Here is a 21,991-nt window from a genome sequence, read left to right as displayed (position 1 = left end):
TCTGAAACTTACGGAATGTCTGTGGTCTTGCCAGCGAGGCTGAGGAAGCGGTTGACGAGCGCAGCGCCGCCCTTGGGCTCGCGGCCGATGACGAGCACGGTGTCGTCGCCGGCGATGGTGCCGAGGATGTCGGGGTATTCGGCGCGGTCGATCGCGGAGGCGAAGTACTGGGCACCCCCTGCAGGAGTACGCAGCACCACGAGGTTCCCACTGCCGTCGGCGCTCACCAAGAGCTCTCGGGCGAGTCGGCCGAGCTTGCTGCGTCCGCTGGCCGACTCCCCCGGGGCGACCGCGGTGCGGTCACCGCCCTCGCCGGGAACCGCGTAGACCAGCGCACCCGAAGGCGCCCGCACCTTCACCGCGTCGAGCTCGTCCAGATCACGCGAGAGCGTCGCCTGGGTGACGTTGACCCCGTGGGCGAAAAGCGCCTCGGAGAGCTCGGTCTGGGACCGGATCTCCTTGCCCCAGATGATGTCCACGATCAGGGACTGGCGCGCGCCCTTGGTCGCGGGCCGCTGGGTCTCGTTCGTCGTCATCGTCGCTCCCACAAGAAGGCCAGGATCGCCTTCTGGGCGTGGCGCCGGTTCTCCGCCTCGTCCCACACCAGGCTGCGCGGCCCGTCGAGCACCTCGGCCTCGATCTCCTTGCCGCGGTAGGCGGGCAGGCAGTGCAGCACCACCGCGTCGGGGTCGGCGTGGCCGAGCAGGTCGGTGGTGAGCGCGTAGGGCGAGAAGACCGCGACCCGCGCGGCTGCCTCGCTCTCCTTGCCCATCGAGACCCAGGTGTCGGTGATGAGTACGTCGGCCCCGGCTGCCGCCGCAACCGGGTCGGAGGTGACGGTGACCGAGCCGCCGGTCTCCTGGGCGATCTCCTTGGCCCTGACCAGCACCTCCGCGTCGGGCGCGTAGCCGTCCGGCGCGCCGAACCGGACGTGCATCCCGGCGATCGCTCCGGCCAGCGCCCAGGAGTTGCCCATGTTGCAGGCGGCGTCGCCGAGGAAGGCCGCGGTCAGGCCCGCCAGTGATCCCTTGTGCTCGCGCAGCGTCTGCAGGTCGGCGAGCAACTGGCAGGGGTGGAACTCGTCGGTGAGCGCGTTGACGACCGGGACCCCGGAGTGGGCGGCCATCTGCTCGAGGTCGGTCTGCGCGAACGTACGCCACACGATCTCCCCCGCCTGCCGGCCGAGGACTCGGGCGACATCGGCGACGGACTCCCGCTCGCCGATCCCAGCCAGGCGGCCGTCGACGAGCATCGAGTGACCGCCGAGCTCGGCGATCCCGGAGGAGAACGAAGCCTGGGTACGCAGCGTCGGCTTGTCGTAGATCGTGGCCACGGTCACCGGGCCGGCGAGCGGCTTGGCGGCGTAGGGGTCCTGCTTCATCGCTGCCGCGAGCGCCAGCACCTCGGCCTGCTCGGCCGGGGTGAGGTCGTCGTCGCGGAGGAAGTGTCTGGTCACTTCGTCCCCTCCGCCGCGTCCAGGATCGCGGGCCAGGCGGCCAGGAGGCTCTCGGCGTCGTCCTCGGTGAGCACCAGCGGCGGCACGATCCGGATCCGCTCGGGCGTGGCGTTGTTGAGGATGAAGCCCGCCTCGAGGGCGGCCGCGGCGACAGCGCCGGAGTCGAGACCGGCGAGGACCACTCCGATGAACAGGCCCTCCCCGTCGACCCGGGCGACCCGCGGGTCGGCGGCGAGGCCGTCGCGGAGCTTCTGGCCGAGCACGGTGACGTGCTCGAGGAGCCCGTCGGCCTCGATGGTGTTGATCACCGCGAGGCCAGCCGCGCAGGCGACCGGGTTGCCACCGAAGGTGGTGCCGTGGTTGCCGGGCTCGAAGAGCGTCGCGGCCCGGCCCAGGCCGATGCAGGCGCCGATCGGGAAGCCGCCACCGAGGCCCTTGGCGAGGGTGACGATGTCGGCGGTGATGCCGGAGGTCTCGTGGGCGAACCAGCGACCCGTGCGGCCGAGGCCGGACTGGATCTCGTCGAGCCAGAGCAGGGCGCCGTGCTCGTCGGCCACGGCCCGCGCCGCCGCCAGGTAGTCGGCGGGCGGCACGATGACGCCGGCCTCGCCCTGGATCGGCTCCAGGATGATCGCCGCGGTCTCGTCGGTGACCGCCGCAGCCAGCGCCTCGGCGTCGCCGTAGGGGACGAAGGTGACCTCGCCCGGCAGCGGCTCGAACGGCGCCCGGTAGGCCTCCTTGGCGGTCAGCGCCAGGGCGCCCATCGAGCGGCCGTGGAAGGCGCCCTGGGCAGCTACGATGTGCTTCCGCCCGGTGCGTCGGGTCAGCTTGAAGCCGGCCTCGTTGGCCTCGGTGCCGGAGTTGGTGAAGAAGACCCGGCCGGTCTCGCCACCGGGGACCCGGGCGAGCAGCGCCTCGGCCAGCTCGACCTGGGGGTGGGAGGTGAAGAAGTTGGAGACGTGGCCGAGGGACTCCATCTGGGAGGTCACCGCGGAGACCAGCGCCGGGTGGGCGTGGCCGAGCGCGTTGACCGCGATGCCGGCCAGCAGGTCGACGTACTCCTTGCCGTCCTCGTCCCACACATGGGCGCCCTCGCCTCGGGTGAGGACCAGCTTGGGAGCGCCGAAGGTGTTCATCATGGCGCCGGCGTAGCGCTCGGACCAAGAAATGGGCTCAGTGGTCGTCATTTGTCGAGCTCCCTTGCCTTGCGGGTCTTCGTGGTGACGCCGGGGAGCACCTGGGTGCCGACCCCCTCGGCGGTGAACAGCTCCAGCAGTACGGCGTGCTCGGCGCGACCGTCGACGACGGTGGCGCGCTTGACGCCGCCCTTGACCGCCTCGAGGCAGGCGCTCATCTTCGGGATCATCCCGCTGGCCAGCTCGGGCAGGATGCCCTCCAGCGCCTCGGGACTGATCTCGCCGATGACCTCCTCGGGGTCGGGCCAGTCGAGGTAGAGACCCTCGACGTCGGTCAGGACCAGCAGCTTCTCGGCCTCGAGCGCGACCGCCAGGGCCGAGGCGGCGCGGTCGGCGTTGACGTTGTATACGGCGCCATCGATGTCGGGCGCGACGCTGGAGACGACCGGGATCCGGCCCGCCTGGATGAGGTCGAGGACCGATTCGGGACGTACGTCGACGACCTCGCCGACCTGGCCGAGGTCGATCTCCTCACCGTCGATGACGGTGCTGGCCGGCTCGGCGGTGAAGAGGCCGGCGTCCTCGCCGGAGAGCCCGACGGCCAGCGGACCGTGCTCGTTGATCAGCCCGACGAGCTCACGCTGGACCTGGCCGACCAGGACCATCCGGACCACGTCCATGGCCTCGGGTGTGGTCACCCGCAGTCCGCCGCGGAACTCCGACTCGATGCCGAGCCGGTCGAGCATGCTCGAGATCTGCGGGCCGCCGCCGTGCACGACGACCGGCTTGAAGCCGGCGAACCGCATGAAGGCGATGTCCTCGGCGAAGGCACGCTTGAGCTTGTCGTCGGTCATGGCGTTGCCGCCGTACTTCACCACGACGATCTTGCCGTGATACTCCTTCAGCCACGGCAGGGCGCCGGCGAGCGTACGCGCCTTGGCGGGGTCGGGGCGTCCGGGCTCGTGGGCCACGGTCTCCAGGTCGATCACGGCGCGACTCCAACCGTCGTCAGGCCCGTGGTCTCCTCGAGACCGAGCGCGAGGTTCATGCACTGGATCGCTCCCCCGGCGGTGCCCTTGGCGAGGTTGTCCTCGGCACCGACGACGACCAGCCGCCCGGCGGCCTCGTCGACGGTCACCTGCAGGTGGACAGCGTTGGAGCCGAGCACGGCCTGCGTCTGGGGCCACTGGCCCTCGGGGAGCAGGTGGACGAAGGGCTCCTCGCCGTACGCCTTCTCGTAGACAGCACGCGCATCGGCCACCGTCACGCCGTCGCCGAGCTTGGCCGAGCAGGTCGCCAGGATGCCGCGCGGCATCGGCACCAGCACCGGTGTGAAGGAGACCGACACCTCGCCGTCGACCAGCGCGGAGAGGTTCTGGACGATCTCGGGGGTGTGCCGGTGGACGCCGCCGACGCCGTAGGCGCTGACGTTGCCCATGACCTCGGCGCCGATCAGGTGCGGCTTGGACGACTTCCCCGCGCCGCTGGTGCCGGTGGCGGCGACCACGACGACCTCGGGCTCGACGATGCCGGCCTCGACCGCCGGAGCGAGGGCCAGGGTGGAGACGGTCGGGAAGCAGCCCGGCACCGCGATCCGGCTGGCCGAGGAGAGTGCGGCCCGCTGCCCGGGAAGCTCAGGGAGCCCGTAGGGCCAGGTGCCGGCGTGGTCGGTGCCGTAGAACTTCGCCCACGTCTCGGCGTCGGCGAGCCGGTAGTCGGCGCCGCAGTCGATCACGACCACGTCGTCGGGAAGGCTTGCCGCGATCGGCCCGGACTCGCCGTGCGGCAGCGCCAGGAAGACGACGTCGTGACCGGCCAGGGTCTCGGCGGTGGTGGGCTCCAGGACTCGGTCGGCGAGCGGGATCAGGTGGGGCTGGAGGCTCCCCAGGGTCTTGCCCGCGCTGGAGGCGGCTGTCAGGGCGCCGATCTCCACCTCGGGGTGGGCCAGCAGCAGCCTGAGCAGCTCACCTCCGGCATATCCACTGGCACCGGCGACGGCGACGCGCTTCTTCGTCATGTGCATGAACATACGTCAGGCTGCATGTATGTCGCAAAACCCGTTCGGAGATTGAGACGTGGGCCTTTAGTGTTCGCTCCATGACAACCCGCCTCACCCCCACCGCCTACCTCGACCACATCCGGTCGGAGTCGGCGCGCTTCCGTGCCGTACTCGCCGACACGGACCCCACCACCCCGGTCCCGACCGCTCCGGAGTGGACCGCCGCCGACCTGCTGTGGCACGTCGGCGGCGTGGTGCAGCACTTCTGGACCTTCATCCTGGAGACCCGGCCCGCCGTGCCTACCGACGAGACGTACACCGAGCCGGAGAAGCCGGCCGAGGCGACGTACGAGCAGCTTCTCGCCCACTTTGACGAGGTCAACGCCCGGTTCATCAAGACCCTCGAGGAGACCGGGCCCGAGGAGCCCGCCTGGACCTGGTCGCGGGAGCAGACCGCCGGCTTCACCTATCGCCGCCAGGCCCACGAGATCCTCATCCACCGCCTCGACGCCGAGCTCACCGCCGGCGCGGTGACACCCCTCGACCCGGCCCTGGCCGCCGACGGGATCGACGAGATCCTCGACGTCTTCTACGGCGGCAAGCCGGAGTGGGCGAGCTTTGCCGGCGGCGGTCAGTACGTACGCGTCGACGCGGTCGACACCGACACCCAGACCTGGATCGAGCTCGGCCTCGTCTCCGGCACTCGCCCCAACGGCGACAGCCTCGAGGACGAGCACGACCTCAGCGTCGTCTCCCCCGGCGACATCCCCGCCGGAACCGAGCCGGACGCCCTGGTCGAGGGCACAGCGGCCGACCTGGACGCCTGGCTCTGGCGCCGGCGCGACGACGAGGGCATCCAGGTCACCGGCGACAAGGACGTCTACGAGCGCTTCCGCGCGTTGACGAACCAGGCGATCACCGACGACGACTAACCTCACGCCCATGATCAAGCACCTGGCGGTCTTTCTCGGCTCCCGCGACGGCAACGACCCGGCGCTCATGGAGACGGCCTACGAGGTCGGCAAAGGGCTCGCCGAGCGCGAGATCGAGCTGGTCTACGGAGCGGGCGGCGGGGGCCTGATGGGCCAGATCTCCCAGGGCGCGATCGACGGCAACGGCAAGGTCTTCGGCGTGATCCCACGGTTCATGGTCGACCGCGAGTGGGGTCGCGTCGAAGGCGCGCCGGGGATGCAGACGGTCGTGGTCGACACCATGCACGAGCGCAAGGCGCTCATGGCCGAGCGCGCCGACGCCTTCCTCGCGCTCCCCGGCGGGATCGGCACCCTCGAGGAGCTCTTCGAGGTCTGGACCTGGCAGACCCTCTCGCTGCACGGCAAGCCGGTCGGCCTGTTCAACATCAACGGCTTCTGGGACCCGCTCGTGGAGATGATGGAGCGCATCGCCGCGGCGGGCTTCCTGCACGGCTCCCCCGCGGAGTCGCTGGTGGTCGGCGACGATCTCGACGACGTCCTCGCCCGCCTCGACGCAGCCCGCTGAAACCAGGCCCGAGAGCTCGTGAAACCACGGTGAAGGCGCCCTGAAACCGGCGCCCCACACCCTGGGAGCATGACAACAACCACCGAACTGGCCGTATCGGCCTCAGGTCTGGTCAAGACCTTCGGAGACTTCACCGCAGTCGACGGGATCGACCTCGAGATCCGCCGCGGAGAGGTCTTCGGCGTGCTCGGCCCCAACGGCGCCGGCAAGACCACCACCTTGAAGATGCTCGCGACCCTGCTCCCGATCGATGCCGGCAAGGCGGAGATCTTCGGGGTCGACGTCAAGGCGCACCCCCACCAGGTGCGTCAGCTCGTCGGCGTGACGGGGCAGTACGCCTCCGTCGACGAGAACCTCACCGCCACCGAGAACCTGGTCCTCTTCGGCCGGCTGCTGGGCATGTCCAGCAAGTCCGCCCGGGCCGCCTCGGAGGAGCTGCTGGAGTCCTTCGGGCTCCAGGAGGCCGCCAAGCGGCAGATCTCGAAGTTCTCCGGCGGCATGCGCCGCCGCCTCGACCTCGCCGCCTCGCTGCTGTCCCGCCCGCCGCTGATCTTCCTCGACGAGCCGACCACCGGCCTGGACCCACGCACCCGGGGCCAGATGTGGGACACCATCCGTACGCTGGTCGCCGGCGGCTCCACCGTCCTGCTGACCACGCAGTACCTCGACGAGGCCGACCAGCTCGCCGACCGGATCGCGGTCATCGACCGCGGCGTCAAGGTCGCCGAAGGCACCTCGGAGCAGCTCAAGACCTCCGTCGGCAACTCCACGCTGCACCTGCGCCTGAGCGACAAGACGCAGGTCGCCACCGCCGCCGCCGTGGTCGAGAAGGTCACCGGCGATCATCCGGTGCTCACTCCCGAAGCGGGCGGCGTCAACGTACCGCTGGCCGATGCCGACCGGGCCGCCGACGTGCTCATCGGCCTTCGCCACGCAGGCATCTCGATCACCACCGCCAACGTGCAGCAGCCGACCCTGGACGAGGTCTTCCTCGCCCTGACCGGTCACGGCACCGAGAGCTCACAAGACTCAGCGCACACCGGCGTCCACACCGACATCAACACCGAGGAGGTGGCCTGAGATGGCTGCACTGATCTCCACGTACGCCGTCGCCGACCGCCCGCTCAAGGCTCGCCCGGGCGTGGGCGAGACGATCGGCCAGACGCTGACCATGGCCCGCCGGGCGTACATCAAGATGATGCGCAACCCCGAGCAGTTCTTCGACGTCACGATCCAGCCGCTGCTGTTCACCGCGATGTTCGCCTACATCTTCGGCGGCGCGATCTCCGGTGACGTGAAGTCGTACCTGCCCACCATCATCACCGGCATCCTGGCCCAGACCGCGCTGACCGCCTCGATGGCGCGCGGCACCCAGCTGCGAGAGGACATGGACAAGGGTGTCTTCGACCGGTTCAAAGCGCTCCCGATCGCCCGGATCGCGCCGCTGGCCGGTCCGGCGGTCGCCGACCTGCTCCGGTACGGGATCGCGGCGACGCTGACCATCGTGGTCGGCCTGCTGATGGGCTACCGGCCCGGTGGCGGCGTCGGCGGGGTGCTCGCCGGCTGGGCGCTGACCATCTTCGCCGGCTGGTCGCTGAGCTGGATCTTCACCTGGCTCGGCACGGTCCTGAAGACCGCGGGCGGGGTGCAGGGCCTGGGCATGATGATCATGTTCCCGCTGACCTTCCTCTCCCCCGCGTTCGTACCGAAGGAGACGATGCCCGACTGGCTGCAGCACTTCGTCGACGTCAACCCGGTCACGCTGGTCATCAACGCCACCCGCGACCTGATGAACGCCGGCGACGTCACCCTGAGCGTCGTGTGGGCGCTCGTCGGCTGTGCCGCGGTCGTCGCGATCTTCGCGCCGCTCTCGGTGTGGAGCTACAGCAAGAAGCTCTGACGGCTCCCGGGTCTCAAGCCAGGCGCGCGATCACGCCGCGGGCCTCGTCCAGCAGGGCGAGCCCGCGGCGTTCGCCGTACTCCTCGCAGACCCGTTCCAGTACGCCCGGCGCGAGCCGGTTCGCGTCGACGACCGCACGCTCCCAGCGCATGTCCAGGAACGAGCGGGAGTAGCCGAACCGGTCGGCCAGCACCACCAGCCGCACCGACTCCTCGCGCGGCAGCGCGTCCCGCAGCAGGCCCCACAGCCCGAGCGCGAGCAGCACCATCCCGGTGACGGGATAGTCCTGAGCCCGGCGCTCCTCGGAGACCAGGCGCGGCGCCTTGCCCATCAGGGCCTCGAAGAGGTCGGAGCCCTCCGGACCCTCACCGTGCCGGGCGCAGGCGACCACGGTGACCGCCTCGGCCGCCACGCGCCACGGCACCAGGTCGGGGTCGTCGGTGAAGCCCGGGAACGGCATCTCGCCCATCGTCTCCACCACCTCGCGGAACAGCGCGAGCCCCTCGCCGACCCGTCCCTGGGCGAGGAGGAGTTGCGCCCGGGCGCCGTGGACGGCGCCCCGGGAGCCGAAGCCGCCGTGGGGCTGCTCGTCGGCGAGCTGGGCGAGGATCTCGGCCGCCTCCTCGAGGCGGCCCTGCTCCACGGCGTACGTCACCAGGATGGCGTTGGTCTGGACGAGGTCGTCGTCGGCACCGAGACGGCGCAGGACCGGGACGGCCTCGCGGGCGTGCTCGGCCGCCTCGCCGAGCCGGCCGAGCTGGGCATAGAGGCCGCTGAGCTGGGCGTGCAGCATCGCCTGCGGCCAGAGTCCGCCGTCGGTGCCGGTCAGACGCAGCGCCTCCCTCCCCGCGGCGACCGCACCCTCGGGGTCGCCGAGGTTCTCCCGCTCGTGGCTGAGGAAGGTGTAGGCCCGAGCGCGTACCTCTTGGTCGGGATCGGTGACCAGGTCGGCCAGCTCGTCCTCCAGCGGCCGCCCGGCCCCGGTGCCGGCTCCGTTTCCAGAGACGGTGGCCGCCATCGCCTGCATGACCTTCAGCATCACCCTGAGCTGTGGGTCCGCGGCCTCGGCGCCGACCCGGTCCAGGATCGTCATCAGCCGCTCGAGGCCGGAGCCACCGGTCACGGCGGCACCGAAGAGCAGCAGGGCCAGGACGAGCCGGGTCTTCTCCAGCAGCTCGGGAGGCGGCTCCCACTCGGCGAGCAGATCGGCGACCGGTCCAGCCAGCATGATCACCCGCTGGTGCTCGCCCGCGATGGTCCAGAAGACACCCATCGCGCAGAAGAGACGGATCACCGACTCGGCCTCGTCGTCGGCCAGGACCTGGCGCAGGATGTCGGCGAGGTTGCTCTCCTCGGCGCGCAGCTCGTCCATGGCGTCGAACTGCTCCGGGGAGTAGATCCGGCCGGCGCTCGCGTCCGCGTAGTCGCGCGCCCACGCGCGCTGCGCCGCCCGGGCCGCGGCGTCCTCTCCGGCGTCGATCAGCTGCATCCGGCCGAACTCGCGGACGGTCTCGAGCATCCGGTAGCGGAAGCCCAGCGGCGCGTCGACGACGGTCAGCAGCGACTGGTCGACGAGCTCCTCGATCGCGGCGAACGTGTCGGCGCCGAGCATCGACTCTGCCGCCGCGAGGGTGAACCCGTCGTGGAAGACCGAGAGCCAGCGCATCGCCCGCCGCTCGCGTTCGGAGAGGAGGTTCCAGGACCAGTCGATGACCGCGACCAGGGTCTGATGGCGATCGGGAGCACTGCGGTCGCCACCGCGCAGCAGCTCGAACCGGTTCTCCAGGCGCCGCGCGATGTCGTCGACCGACATCGCCCGCACCTTCACCGCGGCCAGCTCGATCGCCAGCGGCAGGCCGTCGAGCCGGGTGACGATCTCGTCGACCCGGCCCTCGTCGAGGTGGACCCCGGGCCGCGCGGCGACGGCGCGGCGCCGGAACAGCTCGCTGCCGTCGTACGTCCCCAGCCGGCCGAGCGGGTAGACCCGCTCCGCGCCGATGGCGAGCGGGCTCCGGGAGGTGGTCAGGACGGTGAGGTCGCGCACCGTCGCGACCAGGAAGGCGACCAGGTCGGCGACGGCGGCCACGATGTGCTCGCAGTTGTCGAGAACGAGCAGTGTCGGTACGCCGTCGAGCTGCTGCGCGATCCGCGACCGCACGTCGGCCCGCTGATCGGGAGTGAGCCGGTCGCGGTGGGCGACCGAGTCGCGCACGCCGAGAGCCGAGCCGACCTCGCTGACCAGGTCCTCGGGAGCGGTCACGCCGACCAGCTCGACGAAGTGGACCACCGGTTGCTCGGCGCCGTGGGCGATGACCTGGGCCAAACTGGTCTTTCCGAGTCCGCCGGGGCCGAGGATGGTGACGACCCGCGAGGCCTTCAGCAGGGCGGAGACCTCGGCGGCGTCCTGCTCGCGACCGATCAGCACGTCGGCGTCGTGACGCAGCCCCGAGCGCACCGGGCGGTCGCGCGCGAGCAGCTCGGCATGAACGGCCCGCAGCCGCGGGCTCGGGTCGACGCCGAGCCCGTCGGCCAGCCCGCTCCGGTACGCCTCGAAGCGCTCCAGCGCCGCCGGCACACCGTGCACCGCGGCGACCGCCCGCAGCACCGCCTCGGTGACTTCCTCGTCGGGGTCGAGACGGAGGAGCCGTTCGAGGAGCGGGAGCGCCTCGGCGTACCTCTTCTCGGCGGCCAGCCTCAGCGCCTCCGGACGCAGCGACCAGGCGTCGACGTCGCCGGCCTGGAGGTTGAGGCGGTAGCCCCGCGGCGTACGTTCGATCGCGCTGGATTCGGTAGCCGTCCGGGCCCGGGAGACGACCACCTGGAGCGCCTTCGAGGGGTTGGCCGGAACGTCGTCACGCCCCCAGACCTCCTCGACGAGAGCAGCCTCGGAGGCACCTCGCGGGCCGGCCTCGACCAAGGCACGCAACAGCGCCCGGGTCCGCTCGCCGGCCACCGGCGCGCCCGCCCAGGTGACCTCGTCCAGCACACTCAGCGTCGTCACAGCCGCCATTCTGTCATAGCGATATATCGCGTACGTACGGGATAGATCCCAGCCCCTCCTCGACGCGCCGCCCGCCTGTAACACGTTGTTCGTAGGACTGCTCGCCCCATTAGATAGGGCGAGTAGTCCTACGAACAACGTGTTACCCCGCGTCCCGCCGACCGAGGCGACCAGGCGATCGCCAGAATGGGTCCGTGACCGTCGAACTACGCTCTGACAACGCCGCCTCCGTCTCCCCCGCGATCCTGGAGGCGATGGCCGCCGTGAACTCGGGCTCCGCGCTCGCCTATGGAGGTGACGAGGTCACCGCCATAGGCGAGGCCCGTGTTCGCGAGGTCTTCGAGCACCCGACGGCACGCGTGTTCCCGGTGCTGAGCGGCACCGCGGCCAACGCACTCTCGCTCTCCGCGCTGACCCCGCCCTGGGGCTCGGTGCTGTGCCACGAGACCGCGCACATCCTGAGCAGCGAGGGCGGCGCCACCTCCTACCTGAGCGGCGGCGCGGTGATGACGGGCCTCACCGGCGAGGGCTACAAGATGGCGCCGGAGGCGCTGCAGGCCCACCTGGACGGCGTACGTTGGGGCGACCCGCACCACTCCCAGCCGACCGTCCTCTCGCTGACCTCACCGTCCGACTACGGCACGGTCTACTCCGTCGCGGAGATCTCCGAGCTCACCGGGATCGCCAAGACCCGCGACCTGCGGGTGCACCTGGACGGCGCTCGGTTCGCGAACGCCGTCGTGGCCACCGGCGCCGCGCCGGCGGACCTCACCTGGCGGGCGGGCGTCGACGTACTTTCCCTGGGCGCGACCAAGAACGGCGCCCTCTCGGCCGAGGCGATCGTCTGCTTCAGCGACGCTCCCGCCGACGAGCTCGTCTACCGCACCAAGCGCAGCGGCCACGTCACCTCCAAGATGCGCTACCAGTCGGCACAGCTGCTGGCCTACCTCACCGACGACCTCTGGCTCCACAACGCCCGCAACGCCAACGAGCGGATGGCCGAGCTCGCCGCCGGCCTGGAGAAGGCAGGCGTACGCATCACCAACTCCGTCGACGCCAACCTCGCCTGGGTGGATCTCCCCGAGGAGACGGCGGACCGCCTGGAGGCGGCCGGGGTGCTCTTCCACCGGCTCGGAGGCCAGGTCCGGTTCGTGACGTCGTGGCAGACCACGAGCGAGGACGTCCGCACCGTCCTGAGCCACCTCGAGGTGGGCGGCGCGAGCTGAGACATGGCCGACAGGCCACATCTGGGAATCCAGGGGGTGAACTCGGTAACCTCACCCGCCTATGTCTCACGACCTCCAGGTCCCCCACCTCGCCCCCAGCACGACCGTTTCGAACCAGCCTGCCTCCGTGCCGGCGAAACGGCTACGTGGCGACGTCCAGGGGCTACGCGCCGTCGCCATCCTCACCGTCCTAGCCGCCCACGCGGGAGTCTCCTGGTTCGCCGGCGGGTTCGTCGGCGTCGACGTCTTCTTCGTCATCTCGGGCTTCCTGATCACTCAGCAGCTCGTCGGAGAGCTCGGCCGGACCGGCCGGATATCGCTGCGACGCTTCTACGCGCGCCGGGCGCGGCGCATCCTCCCGGCTGCCACCCTCACCCTCGCGGCCACCGTGGTCGCCGCGGTGGTGCTCCTGGGACCGGCGCAGGTCGCCCCGCTCGCCGTCGATGCGGTCTGGGCCTCGGCGTTCGCCGCCAACATCCGGATGGCCATCGCCGGGACCGACTACTTCCAGGCCGAGCTGCCGCCCTCCCCGGTCCAGCACTTCTGGTCGCTGGCGGTCGAGGAGCAGTTCTACCTGGTCTGGCCGCTCGTCGCGCTGATCTGCATCGTCCTGGCGAGCAGGATCGGCGGCTCCCGGGGCGGCGGCGAGCGTGACGTCCAGCAGGGCTCGGCACGGGCTCGCCGGTTCCTCCTCGCCGCGATCGCGCTGATCACCCTCGCGAGCTTCGTCTGGTCGATCGTCCACACGCCGGGCGAGGCGACCGCGGCGTATTTCTCCTCGCTCACCCGCGCCTGGGAGCTCGGGATCGGCGCGGCGCTGGCGATCCTGGTCACCAGCGGCCGGGTGATGCAGCGGCTCGGGGGCGTACGCCTGGTCCGCGAGATCCTCGTCCTGGGCGGGCTGATCGCGATCGTCTGGGCCTGCCTGGCCTACGACGAGTCCACCCCGTTCCCCGGCTACCACGCCGCGCTCCCGGTGCTCGGCTCCGCGGCCATCATCCTCGCCGGTGCCCTTCCCTCGGGCGAGACGACGATCGGCGCCCGACTGCTGTCGGTGGCGCCGATGCGGGCGATCGGTGACTGGTCCTTCTCGCTCTACCTGTGGCACTGGCCGCTCCTGGTGCTACCCGAGATCGTCCTCCAGCGTGAGCTCACCTGGCCCGAGCGCGGCCTGGCCGTCGCGGGCGCGTTCGTGCTGGCGTACGTCTCCTTCCGGCTCGTCGAGGCGCCGTTCCGCGAAGGTGCGATCTGGCGGCCGACCCGGCGCGCGCTGACCTTCTACCCGGTCAGCATCGCGCTCGTGGCGGCCATCGCGTTCGGTGGCACCGCCTACGCCGACTACGAGGCCACCCGCGGCGACTTCCAGCCGGCGATCACCCTGGCCGACGCACCCGCGGCCGATCCGTCGCTGGACAAGCAGGAGGCGCTGGTGCGGGCGTCGGTGCTCGCGGCGCGCGAGGACACGCCGGTCCCGACCGAGCTGCGTCCTGCGCTCACCGAGCTCGACTCCCTCAAGCCGAGCCGGACCAGGTGCGACTACACCGACGACTCCGAGCGCGACCTATGCGTCGACGGCGACCCCGACGGGAAGAAGACGATGGTGGTCTTCGGGAACTCCCACGCCCTGCACTGGGTCCCGACGCTGAACGACATCGCGAAGAAGCACGGCTTCCGAACCTACTTCCTGGTCAAGAACCGCTGCGTGTCAGCCTCGATCACCACCGACCGCGGCAGCGAGAAGGACCCCTACACCGAGTGCGACGACTTCAACCGCTGGGCCTTCAAGCAGTACCGCCGCCTCGACCCCGACCTGACCGTCGTCTCCACCGCCCCGCCGATCCAGGGCGTCTTCGACGAGGACGGCAACTGGGTCGGTGAGAGCCGCAAGATCGACGAGCTCATGCATCCGGCCTACACCGACTTCCTTCGCCGCGTGGACAAGCACACGAGGCGTACGGTGCTGATCCGCGACATCCAGGGCTTCGACGCCAACGCCGGCACCTGCCTGTCCCGGCCCGGCGCCACGCTGGGTGACTGCCTGATGGGTGCGGTGGAGTCGCGGGAGCGGTCGATCGACGTGCAGGTCCGGGCGGCCGAGGAGGTCGGTGTCGACGTCGCCGACATGAGCTCCTACTTCTGCTGGGACGGGTCCTGCCCTGCTGTCGTCGGCGACACCATCACCCACTACGACGGCACCCACATGTCGCGCCAGTACGCACCCCAGCTCGCCGAGCCGCTGGCCCGCGAGCTGGACATCCGCGGCCGAGGATAGCGACCGTACGCAGCAGGGAGGGCCGCTCGCATCACGCGAGCGGCCCTCCCCGTTCTGGTCAGATCCTCAGCGCTGGACGGCGCCGGTGAGCTCGGCCGCCCTGGCGACCGCCGCATCGCGTGCGGCCGCGGTCTCCTCGGCCTTCAGCGTGCGGTCGGGAGCGCGGAAGCGCAGCGCGAAGGCCAGCGACTTCTTGCCCTCGCCGACCTGGTCGCCCTCGTAGACGTCGAAGAGCCGCACCGTCTCCAGCAGTGGCCCGGCACCCTCACGCAGCGCCGCCTCCACGGCGGCCACAGTGACGTCGACCGGCACGGTCAGCGCGACGTCCTCCTTCGCGATCGGCATGGTCGAGAAGACCGGGCCGGCGGCGGTGGCGGGCACCTTCGAGATCAGGAAGTCGAGGTCGATCTCGACCGCTGCCGAACGGGCCGGCAGCCCGAACGCCTTGCACACGTTGGGGTGCAGCTCGCCGGCGTGGCCGAACTCGACACCGTCGACGGAGACGACCGCACAGCGACCCGGGTGCCACGGCGCCCGCGAGGCCGAGGCGACCTCGACCGGGACTCCGAGCTCGGTGCCCAGGCGGCGTACGACGTCGATGGCGTCGGCCCACGATGCCGTCTCGGCGGCGCCCCACCAGCCACCCCGCGTACGCTCCCCGGCGAGCACGACGGCGAGATGCAGGGGCTGGCGCGGGATCGCGGCGAGGAGCTTCTCGAGCTCCTCCTCGGTCGGGCGCCGGTCTACGCCATAGATCGGCGCGGCCTGGTCGACCGGAAAGGCGACGGTCGCGGTCTCGAAGAGGGAGACCCCGTCCTGACCCCGGGAGACGTTGCGGGCTGCGACCTTGAGCAGGCCCGGGAGCAGCGTCGTGGTGTAGCCGGGCTCCTCGCTGCTGAGCGGGTTGGCCAGCTTGACGGTGTGCCTCAGCACGTCGTCGGCGGGCAGCCCGAGGCGATCGAAGTCGGCCTCGCCGACGAACGGGAAGTCGACGACCTCGACCAGCCCGGCGCCGGCCAGGGCACGCCCGATCCGGCGGCGCAGCTGCTGCGCGCGGGTGAGACCGCCACCGGTCGCCCGGCGCGGCAGCACCGAGGGGACCTTGTCGTAGCCGACGATGCGGGCGACCTCCTCGACGAGGTCGTAGGGGTCGGTGAGATCGACGCGGTAGCTCGGGATGGTCGCACGCAGCGAGTCACCCGACACGGCGACCCGCGCCCCGATCAGCTCGAGCGACTTCACCACCGTCGCCTCGTCGATGTCGAGCCCGATGATCCGGGCCGGCAGGTCGACCGGGATCGTGATCGTCCGGAACGGCTCGCGCGTCTCGGGCGAGGCCCCCGGCCCGACCTCGGAGACACCGACGGCCTGGCCGCCACCGTGCTCGACGAGCAGCTCGACGACGCGCTGGGCCGCGGCGGGCGGCAGCAGCGGGTCGACGCCGCGCTCGAAGCGCTTGGACGCCTCCGAGGGAAGCTTGTGGCGCTTCTGGGAGCGGAAGACGGTGGTCGGGTCGAAGTGCGCGGCCTCGACCACGATGTCCGTGGTCGACTCCGAGATCTCCGTGGACGCTCCGCCCATGACACCGGCGATGCCGATCGGGCCGGAGTCGTCGGTGATCAGCAGGTCCTCCTCGGAGAGCACCCGGACCACGTCGTCGAGCGTGGTGATCTTCTCGCCCTCGCTCGCGCGTCGCACCACGATGTCGCCGGACAGCTTGGCCCGGTCGTAGCAGTGCGTCGGCTGGCCGAGCTCCATCATCACGTAGTTGGAGACGTCGACGGCCAGCGAGATGGAGCGTACGCCGGTGGCCTCGAGCCGCTTCTTGATGAACTCCGGCGTCGGCGCGGCCGGGTCGAACCCGGTGATCACGCGGGTGACGAAGAAGTCGCAGCCGTCGTCCTCGAGCCGGACCGGGTAGCCCGAGCCGTCGGCGACGGGGTAGTCGACCTGCGCCGGGTCGTGGAACGGTACGTCGAAGCCGAGCGCCGCGTCCCGAGCGATGCCGCGCATCGACAGGGCGTAGGCACGGTCCGGGTTGATCTCGAACTCGATGATCTCCTCGCCGAGCCCGAGCACCTCGCGCGCGTCGGTCCCGGGCGCGGGAGCGTCGGCCGGCAGCACGATGATGCCGTCGGCCTCCTCCCCCAGCCCGAGCTCGCGCGCGGAACAGATCATTCCGGCCGACATGTGACCGTAGGTCTTGCGGGCCGAGATCTGGAAGTTGCCCGGCAGCACGCCGCCGGGCAGGATCACGACGACCTTGTCGCCCGGCTTGAAGTTGTGCGCGCCGCAGACGATGCCCTGCGGCTCACCGGTGCCGTTGGCGTCACCGACGTCGACGGTGCACCAGTTGATCGTCTTGCCGTTCTTCTGCGGCTCGGGCTCCTGGGTGAGCACCTGGCCCACCACGAGCGGGCCCTCGATGCCGGCGCCGGAGGTCTCGATCGCCTCCAGCTTGAGGCCGAGCGCGGTCAGCCGGTCGGTGATCTCCTCGATGCCGAGATCGGCCGGCAGGTCGACGTACTCCTTGATCCAGGAGAGGGGGGCCTTCACAGTTCACTCCCGAATGCAGTAGTAAGCCGGACGTCACCCTCGAAGAGGGTGCGCAGGTCGGACAGGCCGGTGCGGAACATCAGGGTGCGGTCGATGCCCATGCCGAACGCGAAGCCGCTGTACTTCTCCGGGTCGACACCGCAGGCGACCAGGACGCGCGGGTTCACGATCCCGCAGCCGCCCCACTCGATCCAGCCCTCGCCCTTGCAGGTGCGGCAGGTGACGAGCTGACCGTCTCCGGCGTCGACGACCTGTGCGCCACGGCAGACGAAGCAGGTCAGGTCGACCTCCGCCGAGGGCTCGGTGAAGGGGAAGTACGACGGCCGGAACCGGGTCACGATGCCCTCGCCGAACATCTGGGTGGCGAAGTGGTCCAGGGTGCCCTTCAGGTTCGCCATCGAGATGCCCTCGTCGATGGCGAGGCCCTCGACCTGGTGGAACATCGGCGAGTGGGTCGCGTCGTACTCGTCGGTGCGGAAGACGCGTCCGGGGCAGACCACGTAGATCGGCGCCTCGCGGGTCAGCATGGTGCGCGCCTGGACCGGGCTGGTGTGGGTCCGGAGAACGACGTGGTTCTCGGCGGGCTCGGTCCAGAACGTGTCCTGCATGGTGCGGGCCGGGTGGTCCGGACCCAGGTTGAGAGCGTCGAAGTTGAGCCACTCCGCCTCGATGAGCGGGCCCTCGGCGACCTCCCAGCCCATCGCCACGAAGATGTCGGCGATGTACTCGGCGCCGGTGGTGAGCGGGTGCCGCCCACCAGCGGGGAGCCGGTCGGTCGGGAGCGTCACATCGACGGTCTCCTCGACCAGCATCCGCGCCTCGTGCTCGGCCTCGAGCACCTTCTGCCGCGCCGCGAGCGCCTGGTTGACCGCGCCGCGCGCCTTGCCGACGCGCTGGCCGGCATCCTTGCGCGCCGCCGGCGGCAGCGCGCCGATCTCACGGTTGGCCAGGGCCAGCGGCGAACGGTCGCCGGCGTGGTCGAGCCGTGTCTGCTTGAGCTCCTCGAGACTGGTCGCGGCGTCGATGGCCTTGAGCGCGGCGTCGCGCGCGGCCTCGACCTCCTCAGCCTTCAAGGGGGTGACCTCTACCGGGTCATAGTCGGTGTTGGGACCGGACATCACTGGCTTTCGTCGCATCGAGTGTGTGAGCGACAGTCTAGGAACCTCGCAGGCCCCCGCGCGAACCGGACATCCCCTGGACGCCAGGCGTCACCGACAGTCGGCCACAGGCGACTCATTGTTAAGGACTTGTGGTCCCTTGTATCCATACCTTTACTGTGGCGATAGTAAAGGCATGACCCGAGTCGACGGTCCGGCCAGCGACCTCCTGCTCAAGGCAGGTCGCTTCTTCACCAGATGGGACGAGACCGACGACGGTCGCGCGGTCTTCCGCAAGGGCGGTCGAGCCGGTGACGTCTTCTATCGGGACCGATGGAGCCACGACAAGGTGGTCAGGTCCACCCACGGGGTGAACTGCACCGGGTCGTGCTCGTGGAAGGTCTACGTCAAGGACGGCATCATCACCTGGGAGACCCAGCAGACCGACTATCCCTCTGTCGGGCCCGACAGGCCGGAGTACGAACCCCGTGGCTGCCCTCGCGGCGCCGCCTTCTCCTGGTACACCTACTCCCCGACCCGGGTCAGGTACCCCTACGTCCGCGGTGTCCTCCTCGATCTCTACCGCGAGGCCAAGCAGCGCACCGGGGGCGACCCGGTGGAAGCCTGGGCCGACATCCAGGCCGACCCCGAGCGCCGGCGCCGTTACCAGCAGGCTCGGGGCAAGGGCGGCCTGGTACGCGCCAGCTGGGACGAGGCGCTCGAGATCGCCGCGGCCGCGCAGGTGCACACCATCAAGTCCCACGGCCCCGACCGCAACATCGGCTTCTCCCCGATCCCGGCGATGTCGATGGTCTCCCACTGCGTCGGCACCCGCTACACCCAGCTCATCGGCGGCGTGATGACCAGCTTCTACGACTGGTACGCCGACCTACCCGTCGCCTCGCCGCAGGTCTTCGGTGACCAGACCGATGTGCCGGAGTCCGGTGACTGGTGGGACTCGACCTACCTGATGATGTGGGGTTCCAACGTCCCGGTCACCCGCACCCCGGACGCCCACTGGATGGCCGAGGTCCGCTACCGCGGCACCAAGGTCGTCACGGTCAGTCCCGACTTCGCCGACAACACCAAGTTCGCCGACGAGTGGCTGCCCGCCCAGGCCGGCACCGACGCCGCGCTCGCGATGGCCATGGGCCACGTGGTCCTACGCGAGTTCTTCGTCGAGAAGCAGACCCCGTTCTTCGAGGACTACGTCCGCACCTACACCGACCTCCCCCATCTGGTCCGCCTGGAGGAGAAGGACGGCGCCTACGTCCCGGGCAAGTTCCTCACCGCCGCCGACCTCGATCCCCTCGGCGCCGAACACGGCCCGCCCGAGGAGCGCTGGAAGACGGTGCTCATCGACGAGAACACCGGCCAGCCGGTCATCCCGAACGGCTCGATGGGCTTCCGCTACGCCGACTCCGGGCTGGGCAGATGGAACCTCGACGTCGACGGCGTACGACCCCAGCTGACCCTCCACGGGGACGGCGGGGCCGTCGAGGTGCTGCTGCCGGCGTTCACCAGCGCCGACGGCACCGGTGAGGTGCTGCGCCGCGGCGTACCCACGACCCGGGTCGGCGGCCACCTGGTGACGACCGTGTTCGATCTGATCCTGGCGCAGTACGCGGTCCGGCGAGAGGGGCTGCCGGGCAGGTGGCCGTCGGGCTACGAGGACGCGAGCGTTCCCTACACCCCGGCCTGGCAGGCAGAGATCACCTCGGTTCCGGCCGAGGCGTGCATCCGGATCGCGCGCGAGTTCGCCGCCAACTCCGAGGAGTCCCAGGGCCGGTCGATGATCATCTTGGGGGCCGGCGTGTGCCAGTGGTTCCACGGCGACACGATCTACCGCGCGATCCTCTCCCTGCTGATCCTGACCGGCTGCATGGGACGCAACGGCGGCGGCTGGGCACACTACGTCGGGCAGGAGAAGTGCCGTCCGATCACCGGCTGGATCTCGCTGGCCAACGGACTCGACTGGTCCCGGCCGCCGCGGACGATGACCGGCACCTCGTTCTGGTACATGCACACCGGCCAGTGGCGCACCGACGGCTACAGCGCCGACTCGTTGGCCTCGCCGCTGGCCGCAGGACACCTGCGCGGGCACACGGCCGACGTGATCGCCGCCTCGGCCGCAAAGGGCTGGATGCCCTTCTACCCACAGTTCGACCGCAACTCGCTCGACGTGGCGGACGAGGCGGCGAAGGCGGTCGCCGCCGGCTACGCCGACGACGCGGCCCACTACGTCTCGACCGCTCTGGCCGACGGCACCCTCGAGCCGGCCATCGCCGACATCGACGCCCCCAGCGCCTGGCCGCGGACCCTGGTGCTGTGGCGCTCCAATCTGCTCGGCTCCTCGGCGAAGGGTAACGAGTACTTCCTGCGTACGCTGCTGGGAACGCATCACAACGTGCTCGGCTCGGAGAACCCGAACACCCCGCGTCCGAGCAGCGTGAGGTGGCACGACCGGCAACCCGAGGGAAAGCTCGACCTGCTGGTCTCGGCCGACTTCCGGATGACGTCTACGACACTGCTCTCCGACGTCGTCCTGCCGGCGGCGACGTGGTACGAGAAGCACGATCTCTCCTCCACCGACATGCACCCGTTCGTGCACGCCTTCACTCCAGCGATCGACCCGCCGTGGGAGGCGCGAACCGACTTCGATCTCTTCCACGGGCTGGCCGAGAAGCTGTCCGGGCTGTCGAGGAAGCATCTCGGCACCCGCAAGGACATCGTCAGCGTCCCGGTCCAGCACGACACCCCGGGCGAGACGCCGGCCGACCCGGACGACACCAGAGCGGTGATCGCCGTGGTGGAGCGGGACTACACCGCCATCGCCGACAAGCTCGCCTCGGTCGGGCCGCTGGCCGACACCCTCGGGTTCACGGTAAAGAACATCACCTACCGCCTCGAGGAGCAGACCGCGAAGCTGGCCAGGCAGACCGGCGTGATGCCGAGCGGTCCCGCCGAGGGACGCCCGGCGATCGACACCGACGAGAAGATGGCCGAGGCGATCTTGCTCTTCTCCGGCACCACCAATGGCGAGCTCGCCGTCCAGGGTTTCAAGACCCTCGAACGACGCGTGGGCAAGCCACTCGCCGACCTCGCCGAGGGCTCGGAGGAGAAGCGGATCACCTTCGCCCAGACGCAGTCGGCGCCGGTGCCGGTGATCACCTCCCCGGAGTGGTCCGGCTCGGAGACCGGCGGGCGCCGCTACGCGCCGTTCACGGTCAACATCGAGCGCCTCAAGCCGTTCCACACGCTCACCGGGCGGATGCACTTCTACCTCGACCACGACTGGCTCAGCGACATCGGCGAGGCGATGCCGATCTACCGCCCGCCTGCGGACATGCATCGTCTCTTCGGCGAGCCCCGGATCGGCCCGGACGGCTCGGCGCAGGTCACCGTCCGCTATCTCACGCCCCACTCGAAGTGGTCGATCCACTCCGAGTACCAGGACAACCTCTTCATGCTGTCCCTCTCCCGCGGCGGTCCCACCGTCTGGATGTCACCACAGGACGCGGAGGCGATCGACGTACGCGACAACGACTGGGTCGAGGCCACCAACGCCAACGGCGTCGTGGTCGCCCGAGCAGTCGTCTCCCACCGGATGCCGGAGGGCGTGGTCTATATGCACCACGCCCAGGACCGCACCATCGACGTACCCAAGTCGGAGGCCACCGGCAGGCGCGGTGGCATCCACAACTCGGCCACCCGGTTGCTGGTCAAGCCCAGCCACCTCATCGGCGGCTGCGCACAGCTGTCCTACGCGTTCAACTACCTCGGCCCGACCGGTAACCAGCGAGACATGGTTGCCACCGTCCGCAAGCGCTCCCAGAAGGTGGACTACTGAC

At 70.4% G+C, this 21,991-nt stretch carries 15 protein-coding genes; 7 read left to right on the top strand and 8 right to left on the bottom strand.

What is annotated here, in order from left to right; all coding sequences use genetic code 11:
• Positions 1 to 8 precede the first annotated feature (8 nt).
• From ABZY89_RS06055 to argC, 5 genes are read right to left on the bottom strand one after another with little or no spacing between them, the layout of a single operon-like run.
• Complete coding sequence (locus tag ABZY89_RS06055) at positions 9 to 536, bottom strand: arginine repressor (RefSeq protein WP_141804442.1); 528 nt, start codon at positions 534 to 536, stop codon at positions 9 to 11.
• Positions 533 to 1,456, bottom strand: coding sequence for an ornithine carbamoyltransferase (argF, locus tag ABZY89_RS06050; protein ID WP_355225484.1), 924 nt, complete (start codon positions 1,454 to 1,456; stop codon positions 533 to 535). The genes ABZY89_RS06055 and argF overlap by 4 nt, the downstream gene beginning before the upstream one ends.
• A complete protein-coding gene (locus ABZY89_RS06045) occupies positions 1,453 to 2,643 on the bottom strand; it encodes an acetylornithine transaminase (protein ID WP_355225483.1) in 1,191 nt (396 codons plus the stop codon). Before ABZY89_RS06045 ends, argF begins: the two co-directional genes overlap by 4 nt.
• A complete protein-coding gene (gene argB, locus ABZY89_RS06040; RefSeq protein WP_355225649.1) occupies positions 2,640 to 3,578 on the bottom strand; it encodes an acetylglutamate kinase in 939 nt (312 codons plus the stop codon). Before argB ends, ABZY89_RS06045 begins: the two co-directional genes overlap by 4 nt.
• Complete coding sequence (argC, locus tag ABZY89_RS06035) at positions 3,578 to 4,609, bottom strand: N-acetyl-gamma-glutamyl-phosphate reductase (RefSeq protein WP_355225481.1); 1,032 nt, start codon at positions 4,607 to 4,609, stop codon at positions 3,578 to 3,580. The genes argB and argC overlap by 1 nt, the downstream gene beginning before the upstream one ends.
• An 80-nt stretch (positions 4,610 to 4,689) precedes the next feature.
• On the opposite strand from argC, the gene ABZY89_RS06030 reads away from it, so the two are divergent.
• The 4 genes from ABZY89_RS06030 to ABZY89_RS06015 all read left to right on the top strand — a co-directional run bounded on the left by ABZY89_RS06030 (position 4,690) and on the right by ABZY89_RS06015 (position 7,988).
• Complete coding sequence (locus tag ABZY89_RS06030; protein WP_355225480.1) at positions 4,690 to 5,523, top strand: maleylpyruvate isomerase family mycothiol-dependent enzyme; 834 nt, start codon at positions 4,690 to 4,692, stop codon at positions 5,521 to 5,523.
• A gap of 10 nt (positions 5,524 to 5,533) precedes the next feature.
• The gene (locus ABZY89_RS06025) at positions 5,534 to 6,088 is read left to right on the top strand and encodes a TIGR00730 family Rossman fold protein (RefSeq protein WP_355225479.1); all 555 of its coding nucleotides are present in this window, start codon (positions 5,534 to 5,536) and stop codon (positions 6,086 to 6,088) included.
• A gap of 69 nt (positions 6,089 to 6,157) precedes the next feature.
• On the top strand, positions 6,158 to 7,168 hold the full coding sequence (locus ABZY89_RS06020; RefSeq protein WP_355225477.1) for an ATP-binding cassette domain-containing protein: 1,011 nt from the start codon (positions 6,158 to 6,160) through the stop codon (positions 7,166 to 7,168).
• Position 7,169: 1 nt separating this feature from the next.
• A complete protein-coding gene (locus tag ABZY89_RS06015; RefSeq protein ID WP_355017222.1) occupies positions 7,170 to 7,988 on the top strand; it encodes an ABC transporter permease in 819 nt (272 codons plus the stop codon).
• Between the two features lie 13 nt (positions 7,989 to 8,001).
• Here ABZY89_RS06015 and ABZY89_RS06010 read toward each other — a convergent pair whose 3' ends face one another.
• Positions 8,002 to 10,989: a BTAD domain-containing putative transcriptional regulator gene (locus ABZY89_RS06010; protein WP_355225476.1), complete on the bottom strand. Its 2,988-nt coding sequence runs from the start codon at positions 10,987 to 10,989 to the stop codon at positions 8,002 to 8,004.
• Between the two features lie 194 nt (positions 10,990 to 11,183).
• On the opposite strand from ABZY89_RS06010, the gene ABZY89_RS06005 reads away from it, so the two are divergent.
• Positions 11,184 to 12,215 carry a beta-eliminating lyase-related protein gene (locus ABZY89_RS06005; protein ID WP_355225475.1) on the top strand — a complete coding sequence of 344 codons (1,032 nt, stop codon included), beginning with the start codon at positions 11,184 to 11,186 and terminating at the stop codon, positions 12,213 to 12,215.
• 61 nt (positions 12,216 to 12,276) lie between these two features.
• The gene (locus tag ABZY89_RS06000; protein ID WP_355225473.1) at positions 12,277 to 14,487 is read left to right on the top strand and encodes an acyltransferase family protein; all 2,211 of its coding nucleotides are present in this window, start codon (positions 12,277 to 12,279) and stop codon (positions 14,485 to 14,487) included.
• Between the two features lie 66 nt (positions 14,488 to 14,553).
• On the opposite strand, the gene pheT is transcribed toward ABZY89_RS06000, so the two are convergent.
• Positions 14,554 to 17,043: a phenylalanine--tRNA ligase subunit beta gene (pheT, locus tag ABZY89_RS05995; protein ID WP_355225472.1), complete on the bottom strand. Its 2,490-nt coding sequence runs from the start codon at positions 17,041 to 17,043 to the stop codon at positions 14,554 to 14,556.
• Positions 17,040 to 18,161: a phenylalanine--tRNA ligase subunit alpha gene (gene pheS, locus ABZY89_RS05990; protein ID WP_355225471.1), complete on the bottom strand. Its 1,122-nt coding sequence runs from the start codon at positions 18,159 to 18,161 to the stop codon at positions 17,040 to 17,042. The genes pheT and pheS overlap by 4 nt, the downstream gene beginning before the upstream one ends.
• Before the next feature lie 175 nt (positions 18,162 to 18,336).
• On the opposite strand from pheS, the gene ABZY89_RS05985 reads away from it, so the two are divergent.
• Positions 18,337 to 21,990 (top strand): nitrate reductase subunit alpha, encoded by a 3,654-nt coding sequence (locus ABZY89_RS05985; RefSeq protein ID WP_355225469.1) that lies wholly within the window; start codon positions 18,337 to 18,339, stop codon positions 21,988 to 21,990.
• Position 21,991: the final 1 nt, after the last annotated feature.

This window comes from Nocardioides sp. NPDC006303, assembly GCF_040613175.1.
Classification (GTDB): Bacteria; Actinomycetota; Actinomycetes; order Propionibacteriales; family Nocardioidaceae; genus Nocardioides.
This window is presented reverse-complemented; position numbering and strand designations above follow the sequence as displayed.

Bases quoted from the DNA above. Each gene is read 5' to 3' on its own strand.
- ABZY89_RS06055 (WP_141804442.1), bottom strand. From the start codon at position 536: ATGACGACGAACGAGACCCAGCGGCCCGCGACCAAGGGCGCGCGCCAG.
- ABZY89_RS06045 (WP_355225483.1), bottom strand. From the start codon at position 2,643: ATGACGACCACTGAGCCCATTTCTTGGTCCGAGCGCTACGCCGGCGCC.
- argC (WP_355225481.1), bottom strand. From the start codon at position 4,609: ATGACGAAGAAGCGCGTCGCCGTCGCCGGTGCCAGTGGATATGCCGGA.
- ABZY89_RS06030 (WP_355225480.1), top strand. From the start codon at position 4,690: ATGACAACCCGCCTCACCCCCACCGCCTACCTCGACCACATCCGGTCG.
- ABZY89_RS06025 (WP_355225479.1), top strand. From the start codon at position 5,534: ATGATCAAGCACCTGGCGGTCTTTCTCGGCTCCCGCGACGGCAACGAC.
- ABZY89_RS06020 (WP_355225477.1), top strand. From the start codon at position 6,158: ATGACAACAACCACCGAACTGGCCGTATCGGCCTCAGGTCTGGTCAAG.
- ABZY89_RS06015 (WP_355017222.1), top strand. From the start codon at position 7,170: ATGGCTGCACTGATCTCCACGTACGCCGTCGCCGACCGCCCGCTCAAG.
- ABZY89_RS06000 (WP_355225473.1), top strand. From the start codon at position 12,277: ATGTCTCACGACCTCCAGGTCCCCCACCTCGCCCCCAGCACGACCGTT.
- pheS (WP_355225471.1), bottom strand. From the start codon at position 18,161: ATGTCCGGTCCCAACACCGACTATGACCCGGTAGAGGTCACCCCCTTG.
- ABZY89_RS05985 (WP_355225469.1), top strand. From the start codon at position 18,337: ATGACCCGAGTCGACGGTCCGGCCAGCGACCTCCTGCTCAAGGCAGGT.